Below are 20,502 nucleotides of genomic sequence, written 5' to 3' on the forward strand. Positions count from 1 at the left end.
CCACGGAGCTTATTCATCCCGTGTTGGATGAGTCACGAGTGATCTTCGAATGATCTCTGAAGGTGGGGGATTATTTGGGTTAGATCACTTCTTTATCACGGTAGGATTTGGTAATAAACAGGGGAGAAGTATGGTCAAAAAGAAAGGGAGCCCCGTGGACTCCCTTCTTCTGCCTGATGGCGTTTTATTATTTCTTAGCCAAGTCGATCAAAATTTCAAGAACTTGGATAGCACTTGTCGGCACTTTGGTACCGGGACCGAATACGGCGATAGCACCTGCGTCGAACAAGAATTGGTAGTCTTGATGAGGAATAACACCACCCACGTAAACGAGGATGTCTTCACGTCCCAATTTCTTCAATTCTGCGATAACGGCAGGTACAAGCGTTTTATGACCGGCTGCCAGAGAAGATACTCCGACAACATGAACGTCGTTCTCAACGGCTTGTTTAGCGGTTTCTTCCGGGGTTTGGAACAACGGTCCCATATCCACGTCGAAGCCAAGGTCTGCGTAACCCGTAGCAACAACTTTAGCACCACGGTCGTGTCCGTCCTGACCCATTTTAGCGATCATAATACGCGGACGACGTCCTGTCATTTCTGCAAACTGGTCTGCCAGTTCTTTCGCTTTCTTGAAGTCTTCGTCTTCTTTAGCTACACTTGAATATACTCCACTCACGGTTCTGATAACTGCTTTATAACGTCCGGCAACTTTTTCACATGCATCTGAAATTTCACCTAGAGATGCTCTCTTCTTAGCTGCATCAACAGCTAATTCAAGTAAGTTTCCTTCTCCTGTTTCTGCACATTTGGTGATTGCAGCCAATGCAGCGTCAACCTCAGCTTGGTTACGGTTAGCTTTCAATTCTTGCAAACGACGGATTTGGGCTTCACGTACAGCGGTGTTGTCAACCTCAAGAATATCGATCGGGTCTTCTTTTTCCAAACGGTATTTGTTGGTTCCCACGATCGTTTGAGCTCCACTGTCGATACGTGCTTGTGTACGGGCAGCAGCCTCTTCGATACGGAGTTTTGGAATACCGGATTCGATAGCGGCAGCCATACCACCCAATTTCTCAACTTCTTGGATGTGAGCCCATGCTTTTTCAACCAATTCTTGAGTCAAGCTCTCAACATAGTAAGAACCTCCCCACGGGTCGATTGATTTACATATGGTGGTTTCATCTTGAATATAGATCTGGGTATTACGAGCGATACGAGCAGAGAAGTCAGTTGGAAGAGCGATAGCCTCATCCAATGCGTTGGTGTGCAAAGATTGCGTGTGTCCCAAAGCAGCTCCCATGGCCTCGATGCAAGTACGACCCACGTTGTTGAACGGGTCTTGCTCGGTCAATGACCAACCTGAAGTCTGGCTGTGTGTACGCAATGCCAAAGATTTCGGGTTTTTCGGGTTGAATTGTTTAACGATCTTAGCCCACAACAAACGTCCGGCTCTCATCTTGGCAATTTCCATGAAGTGGTTCATACCGATAGCCCAGAAGAATGACAAACGAGGAGCGAATGCGTCGATGTCCATTCCGGCATTAACTCCGGCACGTAAGTATTCCAAACCGTCAGCCAAGGTGTATGCCAACTCGATATCTGCGGTAGCACCTGCTTCTTGCATGTGGTATCCGGAGATAGAGATCGAGTTGAACTTCGGCATATTCTTGGAAGTGTATTCGAAGATGTCAGCGATAATCTTCATAGAGAACTTCGGCGGGTAAATATAAGTGTTACGCACCATGAACTCTTTCAAGATATCATTCTGGATTGTTCCTTGTAATTGGTCAAGAGTAGCACCTTGTTCCAACCCGGCAACGATATAGAATGCCAAGATAGGAAGTACGGCACCGTTCATCGTCATGGATACAGACATTTTGTCCAATGGAATTTGATCGAACAAGATCTTCATGTCCATGATAGAGTCTACGGCAACACCGGCTTTACCCACGTCACCGATTACACGCGGGTGGTCTGAGTCATATCCACGGTGAGTAGCCAAGTCGAATGCTACAGACAAACCTTTTTGTCCGGCAGCCAAGTTACGACGATAGAATGCATTTGATTCCTCTGCGGTAGAGAATCCGGCATACTGACGGATTGTCCAAGGACGCATCGGGTACATCATGGAGTAGGGACCACGTAAATATGGAGGGATACCGGCAACATAATCCAAGTGTTCCATCCCTTTTAAATCTTCAGCCGTGTACACGGGTTTTACCGGTATCAGCTCGGGTGTCAACCAGTTTTTCTCAATGTGATTAGCTTTTTCCCATTCTGCAGCGGCAGTGGTAGCTTTCTCTGTTGACTTGATATTTATATCTTTGAAATTTGGTTTCATCTTTCAATTTTTGATCGTCAATTACTTAATTCCCAATTTTTGTTGGTATGCTTTCAAGTCTTCCAGCACGTTACATTTCACGTGAACATAGTTCTTGATGCCAATTTCTTCTAGTTGGGGTCTGCATTCCGGGTTACCGGCAACAACGATGATAGCTTTGTCCTTCATTGCTGCATATACTTCCGGTGCAATGGTAGCGTACTCGTCATCCGAGCTACAGATTACCACGATATCAGCCTTGTTGTCCATGCATGCTTTAGCACCTTCTTCAACAGTCTTGAATCCGTTGTTATCCATTACTTGGAATCCGGCACAAGCGAAGAAGTTACAAGCGAATTGAGCTCTTGCTTTACGCATAGCCAAATTACCCATCGGGAACATGTAAACTACCGGGCGACGACCTTGTTCTTTTGCAAACAAGTCAGTTCTGATACGCATAGCTTCGAAAGCTTGAGTTCCACGGTAAGGTTTCAACGTTTCAACAACAGCGTCGGGAGCAGTTTTGTCTTCCGGCTCTAGGATGCAAGCACAAAGCTCTTTATCCATTTTTTCGTTGAAGTTCGGGAATTGGTTCGTACCCAAGAAGTTTTCTTTCCGGTTAGCGATGTCTTGATCTCTCTTCTGTGCGGTAGCCTTCACAGCAGCCTGTACGAATCCTGATTCAAGAGCTTTCACCATACCGCCTTGTTCTTGTACTTCTAAGAAGAGTTTCCAAGCAGCCTCGGCGATGAATTGGGTTAATTCCTCGATATAATATGAACCACCGGCAGGGTCAACGATCTTGCTGAAGTGTGATTCTTCTTTCAATAACAATTGTTGGTTACGAGCCACGCGTTCTCCCAGTTCTGAAGGATGGCACTCGTAGATATAGTCGTACGGGTGAACCGTGAACGAGTCAACACCACCGATTGTTGCGGACATGGTTTCCGTTTGAGTACGGAGCATGTTCACGTTCGGGTCGTATACCGTCTTGTTCCATTCTGATGTTTCTGCATGGATGTTCATCTTGCAAACGCAGTCACAGCAAGGATTATAAGCTTTCACGATGTGAGCCCACAAGTAACGAGCTGCTCTTAATTTAGCAATTTCCATGAAATATTTAGAACCGGTAGCGAAGTGGAAACGCATACGAGGAGCGATGTCCTTCACGTCCATTCCTGCATCGGTTAATTTGTCAAGATATTCAACTCCGGCAGCCAAGCTGAAACCTAATTCCTGAACGATGGATGCTCCTGAGTTATTGAAAACATATCCACCCACTTCAATGGTTTTGAAGTTTTTCAGTTCGGCAGTACTCTCCGTGGTAGCCTTTACCACGCTGAACGGGTTCGGGTCACAGAATTTTCCTTCTAAAACGAGTTTGCTGATCGGATCGATATTGATACCTCCCTGTATTTTTTCAGGGTTGAATCCTTTCTCTGCAACGTACTCTTTGAACATATTCAAGATGGCAACCTTGTTGCAGCATACAACGAAGTTAATCTCGATACATTCCAAGCAAATATCTTTCAACAAGGTGGCCATGTCGGCTTTCGTGAAGTTCTTGCAATTTGTAAGCACGAATCCGAGTGAGTCAACACCCTTGTTCAGAACATCCAACGCTTTCTTGTTCGCCTCAGCCACATCCTCTACCACGATGTCCTGACGAACGAACCATTCGTTGTTATTTTTCTTGTTACCTCTCACGAAAGGATATTCTCCCGGGAAGCATTCTAAGTTCTTGAGGTCTTTCATATCTTCCAACCGGTACATCGGTTGTACGTTGAATCCCTCGTTTGTTCTCCAAACCAGCTTTTTATCGAAGTCAGCCCCTTTTAGGTCTGCAATGACTTTGTCCTTCCACTCTTGGGTGGTGTTGGGAGCAAATTCACTGAAAAGCTTTTCGTTTACATTCTCTGCCATAATAGATTTTTATGTATTTATTCTGTAACTGTTTGTTATTAAAAACGAAAGGCAAAATTAGCCGTTTTTGACAATAAAAAAAAGAAATTCTTCTTTATTTCGCCTCGTGAATCGGAATATAAGTCTTTTTAAGGATTTTGTGAATAGAATGTTCTATGGGTTATCGGGGGATGATGGAATGACAGATATTTAAAGAAATATTGCAGGAATGTTGTCTTGCATAGAAAAATAGATAATGAATTGATATTCAATAGATAGTTTTACATCCGGCTGTTGTCCTTTCGTTATGGTTTCGATATATGTTTATTCCAGGGAACGAAGAGATAACGGAGGGATAAAACGGGTTGGGTAGGATCGATGTAAGAGAAGGTAAAAAGATGCAGTGGTGTATGTTGTATTTTAATGGCAAGGAAAAAATAGATGTTGAAAGTTTAACAAATAGGTGAAAACGTTACGCTTGCGTTTTGTAAGAAAAAAATTTATTTCGTAATTTGCGATGTTAATTTAAAAAGCAAAAACAGATGAAGAAAATTAGAGCAGCCATCGTCGGGTATGGAAATATAGGTAGTTACGTGCTTGAGGCATTGCAAGCTGCCCCCGACTTTGAAGTAGCAGGAGTAGTACGCCGGGATGCGACGAACGTGCCGGCCGAATTGAAGGACTATGTTGTCGTGTCGGATATTGCTCAAATCAAGGATGTAGACGTGGCAATTTTGTGTACCCCAACCCGTAGTGTGGAGTCGTATGCCTCGAAAATACTGGCTATGGGGATTAACACGGTGGATAGTTTCGATATTCACACGGAGATTTCCGGTTTGCATAAACGTCTGGGAGAGGTTGCCAAAAAGCATGGGAAAGTATCTGTTATTTCCGCCGGATGGGATCCGGGAAGTGATTCTGTCGTTCGTGCCTTGCTAGAGGCTTGCGCCCCGAAAGGGATTACTTATACAAATTTTGGCCCCGGCATGAGCATGGGACACACGGTTGCCGTGAAAGCCGTTGAAGGCGTGAAAGCCGCGTTATCCATGACGATCCCGGTGGGAACGGGAATCCATCGCCGAATGGTGTACGTGGAGCTAAAAGAGGGGTATGATTTCAAACAAGTAGCCGAGGCAATCAAGACTGATCCTTATTTCGTGCATGATGAGACGCACGTGATGCAGGTGGAGTGTGTCGATAACCTGAAAGATATGGGCCATGGCGTGAATCTTGTGCGCAAGGGTGTTTCCGGCAAAACGCAGAACCAGTTGTTCGAATTTGACATGAAAATCAATAACCCGGCTTTAACGGGACAAATCCTCGTGGCAACGGCCCGTGCATCCATGAAACAACAACCGGGATGCTACACGTTGATCGAGATCCCGGTGATCGATATGCTGTACGGAGATCGGGAAGAGTTGATTAGGCATCTGGTATAATCTAGAGACAAGATTAAATAATAATTACGACTTTATCGTAGATTTGTAGGCGGTAAAGTCGTAATTTTATTTTAGCATTATAATATTGGTAGTTTTTAATTTGCCGAATGCTTATTATTTTACTTCTCCACTTCCCGGGTCTCCTGTTGTCCATGGAGTCGTTTTTGCACTACTGGCGATTTCAGATCTTTTAAATGTCAGAGTGATTTCGTGTGCGGTACCTTTTACCGTAACAACTGGTGAGATAGTGACATCAACTCCTTGTGTGTTTTCTGCCGTTTTAATATTTAGGACATATGCGGTTGTTGATGGTAGAACCATGATGTAGCCATTTTCTGCAGGTGTTGTTGTTAGTTCCTTTGACGTGAATCCTTCGCTTACCTCTAAATCTCCTTTATTGGGAGTTGGGGCTACAGTTAATTCTCCTGTATTTAAATTAAGAACTAGGTCTTTTTCGACGTCTTTCACGGTTATTGATGTGATGGAACCCCAATAAGTAATAGCGTCGGCATTTTCTGCGACTAACTTGAATTTGAGTTGTGTTAATAAGTGGTTAAAAGTAAGCTCTTTATTGGTGTTGTCTGTTCTACTTCCTGAAATTTCTGATGTAACCATAATGTCCTCTTTCCCTGAAATAGTGTATGCAACTTGTCCTGTATTAATTGCTGCTTGTGGGGCAAAACCTTTCATGTAAACGGTTCCTCCATCGTTAGGATAATATTCCGTTTGGGTGAAGGTTACAGAACCATCACTCACCGTTATTTTCCCAGCGTTTGTTCCGCTCCATAGGGGTGTCGCATAGTTGCCTGTTGTTTCGGAAGATGCAACTTGAGCGGTAAATGTATTATCTGTAACTGCCGCTTTTGAAAGTGCCGTTATACTTCCTCCTAGTTTAATCTCCACCGGAGCATTAGGATCAACGTCATCTTCGGATGTTTTAGTACAACTTGTCATAGCTGCTATGGCAAGAATTGATAGAATAAATTTTTTCATATCGTGAGCATTTAAGTTTTTGCAAATGTGAGGGACTTGTCACGAAAGAGATGAGTAAAAAGTAAAATTGTAACAGAATTTTACCTTTTCGGTCGTGACTTGTACGAATTCCAAAGTTTTTACGTATTCGAAATTGTTAAAGGATGTCCACGTAACGTTGTTTCCATTGTTTTGGGGTGATGCCCTCGTTGAGCTTGAAGGAGGAGATGAACGAGGAAAGGGAGTTGAAACCGGAAAGGCTGGCTACTTCCTGGATTTGCATATCCGGGTGTTGAATTAATAAAATGGTGGCTTTTTGAATCCGATATTTGTTGACGAACTGGTAGAAACTGAAACCAAACTCGTTGTTGATAACGTTCGAGACGTACGTGCGGTTTGTTCCCAGCAAGGCGGCGACGTCGGCTATGGTCAGGTTCCCGTTGGTGTATATTTCTTTTTCATCGAAAAGGTGGACGAGTTCATCTTTCATCTTTTCTCTTTTGATCCCGAGATTTTTCAAATACTTCTCGGGTAGGGCGGGAAAAACAGGGGATAATTCCGTTTCGCTTGTGGGAGCGGTAATGGGTGGTTCCGGGCAGGAATTAGGGGAAATGATTTCCTCTTCATGAATCTCCGCGTGTTGCTCCGTGTAACAGATATAAGGTTCGTTGAGAGCGTGGATAAACAAGTAAAAAGTGAATAATATGGAACTGATGTGGAATAGATAATCGCTCCAGATGGCTTGAAAACAAGATGCGAAAAGAGCTACAAATGCGAAAAATGCAGCTAGAGGGATGGCTTGGTTTAGCCAGTGTAAATCGATGTCTTCCATGAATGAATAATTCTCTTCCAGTCGTTGCATGTGTTCTCGTTTCAAATGCAGAATGCGAAGCGTGTATATCGTGATCATGATGGCTTGAAGGATCAGGCTGGCGCAACGGAAAATAATTAAAGGTAAGTTGGCGTTTAAGAACACGCCGTTTCCTGCAACTTTTTCTTGCAGAGGGGACAGAAAGAAACTGGTGATCAGCACCGAAATTCCCGGCATCAAGTGTGGCCAGATTCTTCGAGATGTCAGTTTTTCCGGTTTCGTGAGCTTACGGAAATAGAAAAAATACAGGGGAACCAGGAACAAATTAATGGCAATATCAAAGATCGGTAAGCCCAGTTCACCCGTGATATATTTATGGATATCTTGTATCATGTTCGGGATGAAGATCAACCCCGAGAATGTGAAAATAATTCCCAGTAGCCGCCGCGGATGCATTCCAGCTTGTTCGCTAGGGACGGCCCCTTTGACCGTTAATAGCGTGAGGCCGCAAAATAGGGGAATGATAAAAGAAAGGACGTACGAAAAATACATCCAAAATATTGGAGAAGATATACTGTCATTCATCATATTCCTAGAATTTGAAATGCCGTCCTTTTATTTCACGGGACAAATATAATGAAATTATAACTATATGGATACGATCTTGATATTTTGAATAAAAGTTTGGAAGAATAAAAATAGATACCTTAAAAATTGACATCCTGCCATAAACTTTGTACTTTCGTCCCCACTATAGATGACTTATAATGAATGATGAAAAGCTAAAGGAAGAAGTTCGCAAGGCTTGCGAAATTCTTAAAAATGGGGGGATAATTCTTTATCCCACGGACACGATATGGGGCATCGGGTGTGACGCCACGAACGAGGCTGCCGTGAAACGGGTGTACGAGCTGAAACACCGGGAAGATAGTAAGGCCATGTTGGTATTACTGGACGACGTGGGTAAGCTTGCATCCTACGTGGAGGTTCCGGACGTGGCTTACGAGCTGCTGGAAGTGAACGATAAACCCATGACAATCATTTATCCGAATGCGAAGAATCTGGCGAAGAATCTGATAGCACAAGATCGGACTATCGGCATTCGGATTACCTCTGAGATTTTCACGAAATCCTTGCTTTACCGTTTCCGTAAACCCATTGTCTCTACCTCTGCCAACATCAGTGGAGAACCTTCTCCCCGGTGTTTTGCCGAAATCAGTGATGCTGTGAAAACTGCTGTCGATTACGTGGTCGATTTCCGTCAGGAAGAAACAACGAATCCCGCACCCTCCAGTATTATCAAACTAGGTGTTGGCGGCGAAATTCAAATCATCAGAAAGTAATAACCCGAAAATTGAAGTCGAGAGTGTCCCCACATTTTCAATTTTCAATTTTCAATTTTCAATTTTCAATTGTATTATGGCTCTTATTTTAAATATAGATACTTCAACAGATGTATGTTCCGTGGCGATAGCCCGGGATGGAAATGTGATTGCTTTAAAAGAGAATGACGAGGGATTTAATCATTCTACTTTACTGGGTGTGTACGTGGATGATTTATTAAAAGAGAATAACTTGACGGCGAATGATTTGGATGCCGTGGCCGTGAGTATGGGCCCTGGCTCCTACACGGGCTTGCGTATCGGGGTATCTTTAGCCAAAGGAATATGCTTTGGTGCCGGGAAACCTTTGATTGCTGTTAGTACATTGGCAGCATTGGCAAATGCCGTGGCCCGGAGAGAAGGCGAAGAAGCTTTTTATTGCCCGATGATTGATGCCCGTCGCATGGAAGTCTATACAGCAATATATGATCGGGAGGGAAATGTTGTACGGGATATTCATGCAGAAGTGATTGAAAAAAATTCTTTTGCCGATTTATTGTCTACCCGGAAAGTTTTGTTCTTTGGAAATGGGAGTGATAAGGTGAAAGAAGTCTTGAAACATCCGAATGCCGTGTTCATTAACGGGGTCTCGACTTCTGCAGCAAACATGATTGGGCTTGCTGAACGATACTTTGAAGCCGATAAATTTGAAGATGTAGCCTATTTTGAACCGTTTTATCTGAAAGATTTCGTGGCTACCGTGCCTAAACGGAAAGTTTTATAAATTAAAAGCTTTATCTTTGCTCTACTAAAAAAGAGAGATGGGCGGTCCGCATGTAATAAAAAAAAGAGGTAAGCAAGAAGAAGAGAATTTTAAAATTCTTTTTCGGGATTACTTTGTTTCCATGTGTGTCTTTGCTAATCGTTACTTGGAGGATGGAGAGATGGCCCGAGACGTAGTTCATGATGTGTTTTGTGGACTATGGGAAAATCCATCGGAACTGGTGGATGTTGCCAACGTGAAAAACTATCTTTATACTAGCGTGAAGAATCGTTGTCTTGACGTGTTGCGTCGGGAGAATATCCATCATCGTTACGTGGAGTGGGAACAAGAAAATGAAAAAGAACGTGAAGAGTTTTTCGAGATAGAAACTCTACGTGAAGATGTTTACCGGTTACTGGATCAGGCCATACAATTATTGCCGGAACGTACTCGGGAGATTTTGTTGTTGAAGTTACAAGGCCTAAAGAATCAGGAGATAGCAGATCAATTGCATATTTCCGTGAATTCGGTAAACACGTTAAAGGCAAATGCTTACAAGGTATTAAGAGATCAATTGCATGATCAATATTTCCTTTCATTGTTATTTTTTTTGAAAAAAGTCTGTTTTTGATTCACTAGTTTTTTTCATGAGTTCGTCTATGGGATGTATTAAGGATAATAGACGGATGTATGAATCAGAAATCAAATCATAAGGTATGGCTCGTGTTTGCCCGGTTGCTTGGAATGGAAACCAAGCAGGAACGGCATCAATTGGACGAGATTGTCGTGCCTGATTCTAAAGAAAAATTATTACTTGACGAAATGTCTTCGGGGGAGGATTATTTGCGGCGGCGGCAAATGATAGAAGATATAGATGTGGATAGAGAGTTGGAACGAGTGATGAGGCCCCGTAGGCGGCGATTACCAGTTCTGTTGGGGAGAGTAGCAGCTGTGTTATTGCCTCTTCTTTTAGGGGGAACGGCCATTTATGTTATGTATTCAAAAAATAATGCATCCTTGAAAAATGTAATTAGTTTGCACGATGTGGAGCCGGGAACCTTGGAGGCCGTGCTAGTTACGAGTGACGGGACATTGCGGGAATTACAGACAGCCGGGAACCATATTAACGAAAAGGATGGAAGTAAGATAATGGTCGATTCGGCTCGCCTGAATTATCAGGATAACAGGCCGGAATCCGTGCGGGAATTGATTTATAATAAATTACTCGTGGGGCGTGGGCATGAATACATGCTGATCTTGAATGACGGGACACGGGTGTGGATGAACTCGAAATCAGAATTAAGTTATCCGGTAGCTTTCGGGGAGAACGTACGTCGGGTACGTTTATCGGGAGAGGCTTATTTTGAGGTGACCAAGGATTCGGTTCGTCCCTTTATCGTGGAAGTTGACCGGGGATTTGAAGTGAAGGTATTGGGAACGCATTTCAATATAAAGGCATACGACACGGATGATTCTTATGAAACGACCTTGGTCGAGGGAAAAGTGCAGGTTTTTCAAGGGAATAAAACAAAGATCACGTTGGAACCTTCGGAACAGATGGTGATCGGGAAAGACGGGCGTCACGAGGTACGAGTGGTAAACACAAGTTACTACACGGCTTGGCACGAGGGATGGTTTTATTTTAACGACGAGTCCCTGGAACAGGTGTTGACGATGATCGGTCGTTGGTATGATGTCGATTTCGTTTTCGCGAAGGAGAACCTGAAAGGGATTGCCGTGACGGGGAAATTGAAACGTTTCGAGAATCTGAGCGTGATATTGAAGATGTTGGAAAGAACAACCGGAACGGAATTAATGTTGAAGAATAGAATAGTAAAGGTGGATAAAAAGAAATAACCGGGGATGATTGGACCCATTCCCGGTTATCATTAATAATCAATAAATAATTATTATTTAGTCAAAAACAAAGTTATGAAAAAAAATGGAGAAACGCGCTATCTTCCGCGGGGAGGATGTGTGGAAAAATGGTTATTGTTTATGCGAAATTTTCTGATTATTTTTTTGATGAGCTCTATGTCCCTGTATGCTAATCAGGTGACCATGGCTCAAAAGATTTCGATTAAGGTGAATAACGTTAATCTGAAAGCGGTAATCGAGGCTATCGAGCAACAGACAAAGTTCGGTTTCCTTTATAATGAGAACGAGGTGAGACAAGTAAAAAACTTGTCTTTGAGCGTGAAGGATATGGATGTGGTAAAGGTGTTGGACTTGGTGTTGAAAGGTAGTTCGTTGGTGTATTCCATTGAACAGGAAACAATTCTGATCTCGACGAGGGAACGTGTAGTGGGTGATACGGTAAAACCGATGGAAGAATGGGTAATTCGAGGACGGGTGACAGACAAGAAGAATGGGCCTTTACCCGGTGTATCCGTGTACATAAAAGGAACCACGAAAGGGATGGCCACTGATTCAAAAGGAGAATATAAATTGGTTCTGGCTCCCCAGAAAAATTTGGTATTGATGTACTCATTCGTGGGAATGAAAATGAAAGAGGTGCCGGTAAGTAAGCCGGGAGTGGTAAATGTCGTTTTGGAGGATGACGTGTCGGATTTGGACGAGGTAAGGGTTATTGCGTACGGGAAGACCACGAAACGGGAAATGACGGGTGCTATGACTTCGATCAAGGGCGAGGATCTTATCAGCGTTCCGACTTCAAATCTTTCCAGTTTATTGCAGGGGCGTGTTGCCGGGTTAGATGTTTCTAACATGAGTGGGGCTCCAGGTAGTGGCGGGACGGCAACCATTCTGCGTGGATATAATACTTTGAGCGCGGAGCAACGTGATTTTAGTTCTCCCTTGTGGGTGATTGATGGTGTGCCCATCACGAACATGACTTCTTCTTTAACGGGGACGAATGCTTTGGCCGAGATTGATCCGGAATCGATAGAATCTATTGAAGTGTTGAAGGATGCGGCGGCTACTTCCATGTACGGATCACGTGCAGCTAATGGCGTCATCTTGGTTACCACGAAACGGGGTAAAAACGGGGAACGTTCCATACGGGCTAACGTGTCTTATTCATGGTCTTATATCCCTGAATACCCGACAGTTTTTGCCGGTAAAGAATCTCGGAGATATAAATTGAAAGCCTTGCAAAATTATCGTCAGGCTTATATGAATGATGATTATGAGGCGGTGTATCCTAAAAGTTATCAGGATGTTTTCGGGAAGTATGGAGGAGCTTATGATTATTTCTGGGGAAATGGTAGTGAATATAATGCAAAATATATAGATCAATTGCAGGATAGTTTGAATTCGTTTTATAATAACTCGACAAACTGGTTCAAGCGTTTCTTCCAGACAGGAAAAGTCATAACGGCCAACGTGCAGTCATTGTATGGAACGGATCGTTTTAATAGTAGCGTGGGAGCTGGTTTTTATGATGAAACGGGAATTTTGAGAAATAGTGGGTTTACCCGGTTTAACTTCATGACGAATTTAGGATTTAAACCCATCGAACGTTTTAATATAGAAGTTCATTTGTCTTTGGCATACGCCCGTCGTAGAAGAAATCAAGGAGAGAGTAGTAACTTGATCATGGGTGACGGTCAAAATTTAGTAAATATTCCGAAGGTGCCTTTTGAAACGTCTCCATTTTTGCCCGCGAATTCTGTGGTTGAGGAATACGTGCTGAAAAATCAAGAAGGAGTGAAGGAGAAGAATGAAGATTTATTTGGTCGTTTGGGTGTTGCTTTAACTTATAATATTACCGACTGGCTTCGAATTTCGTCAACGAATTCTATTGGATATACATTAAGTAAACAGAATACGTTTACTCCCATGGAATTGACCACGGATGGCAAGACGGCCACTCAAGGATCATTTTTAGAAAATCGTACTTTATTAACGGAAAATCTATTGGTATTTAACAAGCAATTTAAGGATCATAAGATAGAAGCTTTGGCAGGTATTTCCACGCAGATGGATGAGGAACACGCCGTTGGAGGAATCGCTAAAGGAGGGCCTAATAATCAGGTACATTATGCTAAAAACAAATGGCCGTCGATTGACAATAGTGGCTCAACGCCTCAAGCTTTGCAAGCATATAGCTCTAATTATGAAAAAGACGTGATGGTGAGCTTTCTGGGAAGATTGACTTATAGTTACAAGCAGAAATATATTTTTGGAGCCTCTGTTCGGCGGGATGGTAGTTCAAAGTTCGGTAAAGGAAAACCTTGGGGGACTTTCCCGGCAGTTAGTGCGGCTTGGGTGTTCTCTGACGAATCATTTATGGATTGGTGTGATTGGCTGGATTTTGGAAAGATTCGTGGTAGCTGGGGAGAGACCGGAACTCAATTTACAACTCGTTATTTAGCTTACGGCTCTTTGACAACAGGTTGGACGTTTATGGGGAGTTCCACGATCGTACCGGAATCGGCCAATGGTTTGTTGAATCCCGACTTGTCTTGGGAAACAACCGGACAGTATAATATTGGAGTGGATCTGGATTTCTTGAATTACCGGCTGAATGTGGTATTCGATTATTACAATCGTTATACCGATGATATGATGTACGCGGTCCCGCTGCCGGGAAACTATTCTCCCATGACAACGCAATACCAGAATGCGGGGGCTATTTCTAATAAAGGGGTGGAATTATCGTTGCGATATGACATTTTTAGAAGAGATAATTTCCGTTGGAGATTGAATTTCAATATTGCCCGGAACTGGAATAAATTCAAGAAAAGCCATAATGGCCGGGATTTAGGGACCTATATCATTGGTGAGCCATTAAATATTATTCGGAGATTGAAGACGCAAGGCGTTATCGAGTCCGAGGATCAGATTCCGTATAAATATAATGCTTACGGTGAAAAACAATATTTACATCCGGATATGTATGAAGGGGAACGCCAGTTTTACACGGTAGGAGATATGTATTATTATGATGCGAATGGAGATGGTTTGATTGATCCCGCTTCTGATGCTATCTATGTGGGGAGTCCTCTCCCGGAGGCCCAAGGGGGTATTATGACAGAATTGCAATGGAAAGGGTTTGATTTATCTATGAATTTCACTTATTCCTTGGGGCGTACGATCATCAATGCCGGGAAGGCAGAGGCTATTGCGGTGAATAGCTCCACGTTAGACGGTCCTATTTTAGAGGATATTCGTAAATATACATTCTGGGAAAAAGCCGGGGATAAAGCGGACTTCCCTAGATTATCTTATGATGTTGGAAAAAATAACACGGGAATTTACAGTGATCAGTTCGTGGAGGATGTGAATTATCTTCGGATGAAGAGTTTTGTTCTGGGTTATACTCTACCGAAGAAAGTTACGGATCGAATGCGTTTACAAAAAGTTCGAGCCTATATCAGCGGGGAGAATTTGTTTACTTGGACCAATTATTCTGGAATGGACCCCGAGGCCGTTGACTTGATGACAGGATTTGATAATGTTCGAAAATATCCGTTGAATCGGAAGTTTACTTTAGGTTTGTCAATTAACTTTTAATAGAAGCTATGATGAAGAGGTTTACAATTATACTATTTCTGCCGGTGATCATGATGTTACATTCCTCGTGTAACGGGTTAATGGATATAGAGCCGGAGAATTCAATGACCTACTATAATTTTTTCAAGACAGAACAAGATTTTGAGGGGATTATGCGGGGTGCTTATGAAACTTATCGCGGTGCTTACGAGTATTCTACGCCTCGTGCTATTTCCGGGGAAATTATGGACGAGTGTGATCATTATCTGACAAAGGCATTAAGAATACTGGATGCAACGACAATTAATAGTGACGTGACAGCCTGTTCTTGGTATAGTTACTATCAGGCAATTACGCAGGCAATGATGGTGATCGAGAACATTGATAAAGCTGATTTACCCAAGGAGAGACATGACTACTGGTTGGGACAAGCGCTATTTTATAAAGCTTTATGCTATTTCGAGATTGTTCGGGATTGGGGGGATTGTCCATACGTTGCGACTTCTTACAAGGTTGAGCCTTTAGCTCGTAAGCCGTGGAATGAGATTTTGGATATTGCTATTTCTGACATGAAACAAGCTACTACTTTGCTGGATGTTTGGAATAACTTGACAGATGCCAGCGGGAATAAGGTAACAACGAAACAAATCCCCGGGAAAGAAGCGGCTTACGCCATGTTAGCACACATGTACGCATGGGAAGGGAGTCTGTTAAATAATAACGACACCTTGCAAAAGGCGATAGATGCGGCAACTTGGGTTATCGAGAAAGGAGGATTCACGTTGGCAGCCGATCCGGAAGAGGTATGCACGAAGTTGCTATTAGGTAAGCATCCCGAATCTATTTTTGAACTGGAAGTGGTGTACACGGACTTGTTGTGGATGGATGTTTACATTGACGAGGAATTGTATTACCAGAGTTACCCGATAGAGCCTAATTCGACGCCGGGAGATATTGCTTGGAAAGATATGAAAATTAAAGCGGAGAGAGTGTTGAAAATGTACAAAGAGGGGGATAAACGAAGAGATGCTTATTTCTACAAACCGGCTGAAATGATTGATGTTGAAGAAACCGAGGGATGGGCTCTTATGCAACGTAGAAGAGATATAGTTGAAGATAAAACATGGTCATCTCCTTCCATGTGGTTCCAGAATTTTGCAGGAAACGTTATACGTACCCGTTTGGCCGATATTCTTTTGCTGCGGGCGGAATGTTACGCCAAGTTAGGAAAAGATGATCTGGCAAAATCTGACTTGGATCGGGTAAGAGACCGGGCCGGGGCAGCAAGATATACTGCAGCAGAAGGATCTATTTATAGAGCCGTTTTTGAAGAAAGGGAGAAAGAATTACTTCTTGAGCGTCATCGTTGGTATGATATGGTACGGACGGGATATTGGAAAACGGATATGACCGAGGAATATGCAAGACTAACGGATCAAGATGTTGAGGACGGGGCTTTGTATCTACCTGTTCATTACCTCGCGTTTAATTCCAATAAATTGATGCGTCAAACTAGATATTGGTTAAAGAGACAATAAAATGTGAAAGCTATGAATAAGATATTTATAATACTGCTGATGGTTTTTATCGGGTCAGCTTGTACGAAAGAAAATTTTATAGACACGGGAAAGGCTTCCGGAATTTTTGACGGGAATATACTGGAATACATGAAGAATGATCCGTATAACTGGGATTCAACCGTGGTCGTTATTGAATGGGCGGGATTGACTTCCTTGTTTGAAGGAAAGGATGCGCAATATCCTGAAATAACTTTCTTTGGGCCGACCAGACTTTCCATCCTGCGCTATATGTTGAATAATGGAATCGAGCGGATAAAAGATGTTGAGCCGCAAGTGTGGAAAGAGATGATGCTTAGATACGTGATTTCGGGGAAACACATGAAAGATAGTTTTGCTGTTGGCGATGTTGATGGCGGGGGTGACGAGTTTACTGCAATAGCGGGGAATCGCATCCGGGTTTATCGAAAATTGAACCCTTACAAGGAAACCCCGGATGTCGGTGCTGCTACCTTGCACATACAATCCATTGATACGGAATATTCTATCGTGATGATTGCATCTGCGGACATTGAGCCTGATAACGGGGCCGTGCATTCATTAGTGTATGGCTTTACATTTGGAAAATTTTAAAACAAAAGCATTATGAAACAGATCATATACATTCTATTCATGTTTTTCGCTTTCATAGCCTGTGATGAAACAAAGGTCGGCTACTTGGAAGTGGATGAGGCCAGTTATGATCCCAACACGATGATCGTTCAAAAGAACCCGGATGAGGAAGAAGAGGCAGACCGGATTGAACGGAAATACCCTTGGGTGTCTTCGCCAATACAGGGGATATTGGGAACTTATCCGATTCATTATAAAATTGCAGGAGTACATACCAGTGATGGCGATGTTGAGTCTTTTTATAATGAAGTGCAACTGAGAGGAGATAGTTGTTTTGAAGTACCTTTTGAGAATTCAATAAAGGAAGGAACCTATTATATTGACGTGAATATTTATAATCGAGGGTATTCCCTCGTGAGGGATTCGCTCTTTATTATAGTGGTGGAATAAGGTAACATGGTTGTACCGGATGTCTCTGGTACAACCTTATTTCTAAGAGAATATATGAGAAAAATAGTTTTATTATTGTTGTTGGGATTTGCCCAACTTTACTCTAATGCTCAATATAAAATGGACACTCCGGTTCCCTTGAACCCGGACGTGAAACATGGGAAATTGAATAATGGGTTGACCTATTTTATTTGTAAAAATAACGAACCGGCAGGGCAAGCTAACTTTTACATCATCCAGAACGTGGGTGCGCTCATGGAAAATGATGCCCAGAACGGGTTGGCCCATTTTTTGGAACACATGGCTTTCAACGGGACGGAGAACTTTCCCGGTAACTCGATTTCTGAAATCCTGAAAAAGTACGGTGTGAGCATGAATGCACACGTTAATGCACAGACCGGGCATAATGAAACTGTGTATTACTTGGCAGGAATTCCCACCAAAGAAGAGGGATTAATTGATACTTGCTTGTTAGTACTTCATGACTGGTCACGTTATATTGCTTTTGATGAAAAGACGATCGACAAGGAACGGAAAGTTATTATCGAAGAGGAGCGGACAAGAATGGATGTGGGTGAGCGATTGAGAGCCAAGACTATGCCTGTGATGCTGAAAGGTTCAAAATACGTGAAACACAACATCATCGGGGATATGGATGTGATTCGGAATTTTAAACCGCAGATGCTGATCGATTATTACAACGAGTGGTATCGTCCGGATTTGCAGGCCATTGTCGTGGTGGGAGATTTTGACATGGAAAGAATGGAAAAGAAAGTGATTGACTTATTTTCCCAGATTCCTGCCGTGAAAAATCCTACTCCACGACCTTTCTATCCTGTACCATTGAAAGGGGATGTTTCTTATTCGTTAGTTCTTGATAAAGATGTCCCTTACTCTTTTGTTTCTTTGAATATTCTTTTGGAGACGACAAAACCGGAGTTGAAAAATCACGGGTATATGAAGGAGGCTTTGGTGGAAGCTTTGTATAGTTTGATGTTCCAAAGCCGGATGGCTAAACTGACACAACAGAAGAATACGCCTTGTCTGGCTGCCGATAGCCGGATGAATGCTTTAGTACGGGGTTACCGGGTTTACGCTATTTCCACGACAGCCGCTCTAAACCAAGAAGATAAGGCGTTAGAGTTAGTGTATAAAGAAAACGAACGCTTAAAAAAATTCGGTTTCACGGAAACGGAATTAACGGATGCAAAAAAGTTGTTACTGGCCAGTTTTGACAATCTTTACAAGGATAAAGGTAAACTTTCAAGCGGTCAGATTGCCGCGGAACTTCAATCTTATTTCCTGGAGAACGAACCGGCCCCGGGTTTGGAGTACTATTATCGTTTTGTCCAAACCGTTATTCCCCAGATCACGGTGGAGGAAGTTTCTGCCAAGGCGAAAGAGTGGATCACCCGTGATAACATGGTCATTTCGATTGCTGGGCCTAAAAATGCAATTCATCTTACCAAGGGAGAGGTACTGAATGTGTTGAAACGAGTCGAGAAAATGAATTTAGAACCTTACGAGAAGGAGGAAACGACTGCCGGGGAATTAATGATCGGAAAACTGGCAGGGGGAAAGATCATAGAAGAGAAAGAATTACCAACATTGAATGCGAGGGAGTGGGTGTTGGATAATGGTGCCCGTGTCTTGTTCCGGAAAGCAAATTACGAGAAAAATCAAGTGGAGGTAATGGCCTATAGTAAAGGGGGAGCCTCTTTGTATAGTAAAGATATGCTTCCGTCTGCCATGATGTTAGGTTCTTTCATGCCGACTTATGGAATTGGCAACCTTAGCATGAAAGAGTTACAACAATATCTTGAAGGTAAAAACGTGAGATTCCGGGTAAGCGTGGACCCTTTGTCGGAGTCTGTTCTGGGATCAGCCACTCCTCAAACCTTGGAGATATTGATGCAGTTGATTTATCTCGGTTTTGAAAAGCCACGGTTCGATAAAGTAACACACGAACTGATGATGCAACAAGCGAGAGCCTCGTTGCAAACATCACGGGTGAATGATTCCTTGCAGATGATCATGAATAATTATAATCCGAGAATCGTCTTGTATAATCAGGACTTTCTGGATCAGGTTTCGTTGGAGAAAATAGAACGGATTTACCGGGATCGTATACAAGATGCCAGTGATTTTACTTTCTTCATCGTGGGAGACGTGGAGGCGGAACAAGTTCAACCGTTGGTAGAAAAATATATCGGTTCGATTAAATCGACTTACCGGAAGGAAAACTGGAAGGATAACGGGGTTCGTTGTCCGCAAGGTGTTACCCGGAAAGTAATCGAGTTGGATGGAGAGAAAGCAAAAGCGACGGAAATTGCCATTTATTCCAAGGAAATGCCCTATACCGTGAAGGATAATATTTATTTGGGGATTTTGAAATCAATCCTCAATGCACGTTGCCTGCAAAGTATTCGGGAAGATGCCGGGGGAACCTATAATATTGATGTGCAAGGCTCGGCGGAGCGGGAACCGTATAACGTGTACAATCTAAGTATCAGTTTTGATTGTGACCCGGCTCGTTTGGATGAATTGAGGTCCATCCTTTTCAACGTGATAGAGAAAATGGTGAAAGAGGGACCCCGGCAGGATGAACTCGTGCAGCTTGTGATTGCTATCCGGGACGCTTACAACGAGACGATGCAACACAATCCTTTTTGGATGAATGCCCTGATGATGCAAGCGCTCTATGATTTGGATATTACTGATCCTAAGAATCAGAACGATATACTTGATTATGTTACTCCCGGGGATATTCAAGAATTTGCACGACGTTTATTCGAAAATGCCAATTTGATGGATATATCTTTCGTGACGAGAGTGAAGTGAAATCGGCTGTTAGTTGAGTGTGGGGGACGGGACTTTTTGGCCCCGTCCTTTTTGTTTAAAACGGATACTGTGTTACCTTTGTCTTTCTAAAAT

Annotated in this window: 14 protein-coding genes; 10 read left to right on the forward strand and 4 right to left on the reverse strand. The window is 42.9% G+C overall.

The features are described from left to right. Positions 1-187: 187 nt before the first annotated feature. Both scpA and mutA read right to left on the reverse strand, forming a co-directional pair. Positions 188-2,344, reverse strand: coding sequence for a methylmalonyl-CoA mutase (gene scpA / locus F1644_RS13030; protein ID WP_118302982.1), 2,157 nt, complete (start codon positions 2,342-2,344; stop codon positions 188-190). Between the two features lie 21 nt (positions 2,345-2,365). After that, positions 2,366-4,246 (reverse strand): methylmalonyl-CoA mutase small subunit, encoded by a 1,881-nt coding sequence (gene mutA / locus F1644_RS13035; RefSeq protein ID WP_087419352.1) that lies wholly within the window; start codon positions 4,244-4,246, stop codon positions 2,366-2,368. 521 nt (positions 4,247-4,767) lie between these two features. On the opposite strand from mutA, the gene F1644_RS13040 reads away from it, so the two are divergent. Next, entirely contained in the window at positions 4,768-5,664 is an 897-nt protein-coding gene (locus tag F1644_RS13040; protein WP_118302984.1) for a diaminopimelate dehydrogenase, read from the forward strand. A gap of 114 nt (positions 5,665-5,778) precedes the next feature. Here the strand turns inward: F1644_RS13040 and F1644_RS13045 are convergent, their stop codons facing one another. Together F1644_RS13045 and F1644_RS13050 are read right to left on the reverse strand one after the other, a co-directional pair. Continuing rightward, positions 5,779-6,657, reverse strand: coding sequence for a fimbrillin family protein (locus tag F1644_RS13045; RefSeq protein WP_118302986.1), 879 nt, complete (start codon positions 6,655-6,657; stop codon positions 5,779-5,781). A 136-nt stretch (positions 6,658-6,793) separates the two neighbouring features. After that, positions 6,794-8,035: an AraC family transcriptional regulator gene (locus F1644_RS13050; RefSeq protein WP_118302988.1), complete on the reverse strand. Its 1,242-nt coding sequence runs from the start codon at positions 8,033-8,035 to the stop codon at positions 6,794-6,796. Between the two features lie 179 nt (positions 8,036-8,214). On the opposite strand from F1644_RS13050, the gene F1644_RS13055 reads away from it, so the two are divergent. From F1644_RS13055 to F1644_RS13095, 9 genes are all read left to right on the forward strand, one after another. After that, positions 8,215-8,790, forward strand: a complete 576-nt coding sequence (locus F1644_RS13055; RefSeq protein ID WP_087419358.1) for an L-threonylcarbamoyladenylate synthase — start codon at positions 8,215-8,217, stop codon at positions 8,788-8,790. Between the two features lie 76 nt (positions 8,791-8,866). Further along, complete coding sequence (gene tsaB, locus F1644_RS13060) at positions 8,867-9,553, forward strand: tRNA (adenosine(37)-N6)-threonylcarbamoyltransferase complex dimerization subunit type 1 TsaB (RefSeq protein WP_118303656.1); 687 nt, start codon at positions 8,867-8,869, stop codon at positions 9,551-9,553. Positions 9,554-9,590: 37 nt separating this feature from the next. Further along, the gene (locus F1644_RS13065) at positions 9,591-10,163 is read left to right on the forward strand and encodes an RNA polymerase sigma-70 factor (protein WP_118302990.1); all 573 of its coding nucleotides are present in this window, start codon (positions 9,591-9,593) and stop codon (positions 10,161-10,163) included. A 59-nt stretch (positions 10,164-10,222) separates the two neighbouring features. After that, positions 10,223-11,389 (forward strand): FecR family protein, encoded by a 1,167-nt coding sequence (locus tag F1644_RS13070; protein ID WP_118302992.1) that lies wholly within the window; start codon positions 10,223-10,225, stop codon positions 11,387-11,389. 75 nt (positions 11,390-11,464) lie between these two features. Then, on the forward strand, positions 11,465-15,010 hold the full coding sequence (locus F1644_RS13075; protein ID WP_118302994.1) for a TonB-dependent receptor: 3,546 nt from the start codon (positions 11,465-11,467) through the stop codon (positions 15,008-15,010). Positions 15,011-15,021: 11 nt separating this feature from the next. Next, positions 15,022-16,527: a RagB/SusD family nutrient uptake outer membrane protein gene (locus tag F1644_RS13080; protein WP_158571992.1), complete on the forward strand. Its 1,506-nt coding sequence runs from the start codon at positions 15,022-15,024 to the stop codon at positions 16,525-16,527. Positions 16,528-16,539: 12 nt separating this feature from the next. Next, a complete protein-coding gene (locus F1644_RS13085; protein WP_118302998.1) occupies positions 16,540-17,139 on the forward strand; it encodes a fasciclin domain-containing protein in 600 nt (199 codons plus the stop codon). Positions 17,140-17,151: 12 nt separating this feature from the next. After that, entirely contained in the window at positions 17,152-17,568 is a 417-nt protein-coding gene (locus tag F1644_RS13090) for a hypothetical protein (RefSeq protein WP_118303000.1), read from the forward strand. Positions 17,569-17,622: 54 nt separating this feature from the next. Continuing rightward, entirely contained in the window at positions 17,623-20,409 is a 2,787-nt protein-coding gene (locus tag F1644_RS13095; protein WP_158571994.1) for a M16 family metallopeptidase, read from the forward strand. The last annotated feature ends 93 nt before the right edge of the window (positions 20,410-20,502 follow it).

This window comes from Butyricimonas paravirosa (assembly GCF_032878955.1).
GTDB classification, from domain to species: Bacteria; Bacteroidota; Bacteroidia; order Bacteroidales; family Marinifilaceae; genus Butyricimonas; species Butyricimonas paravirosa.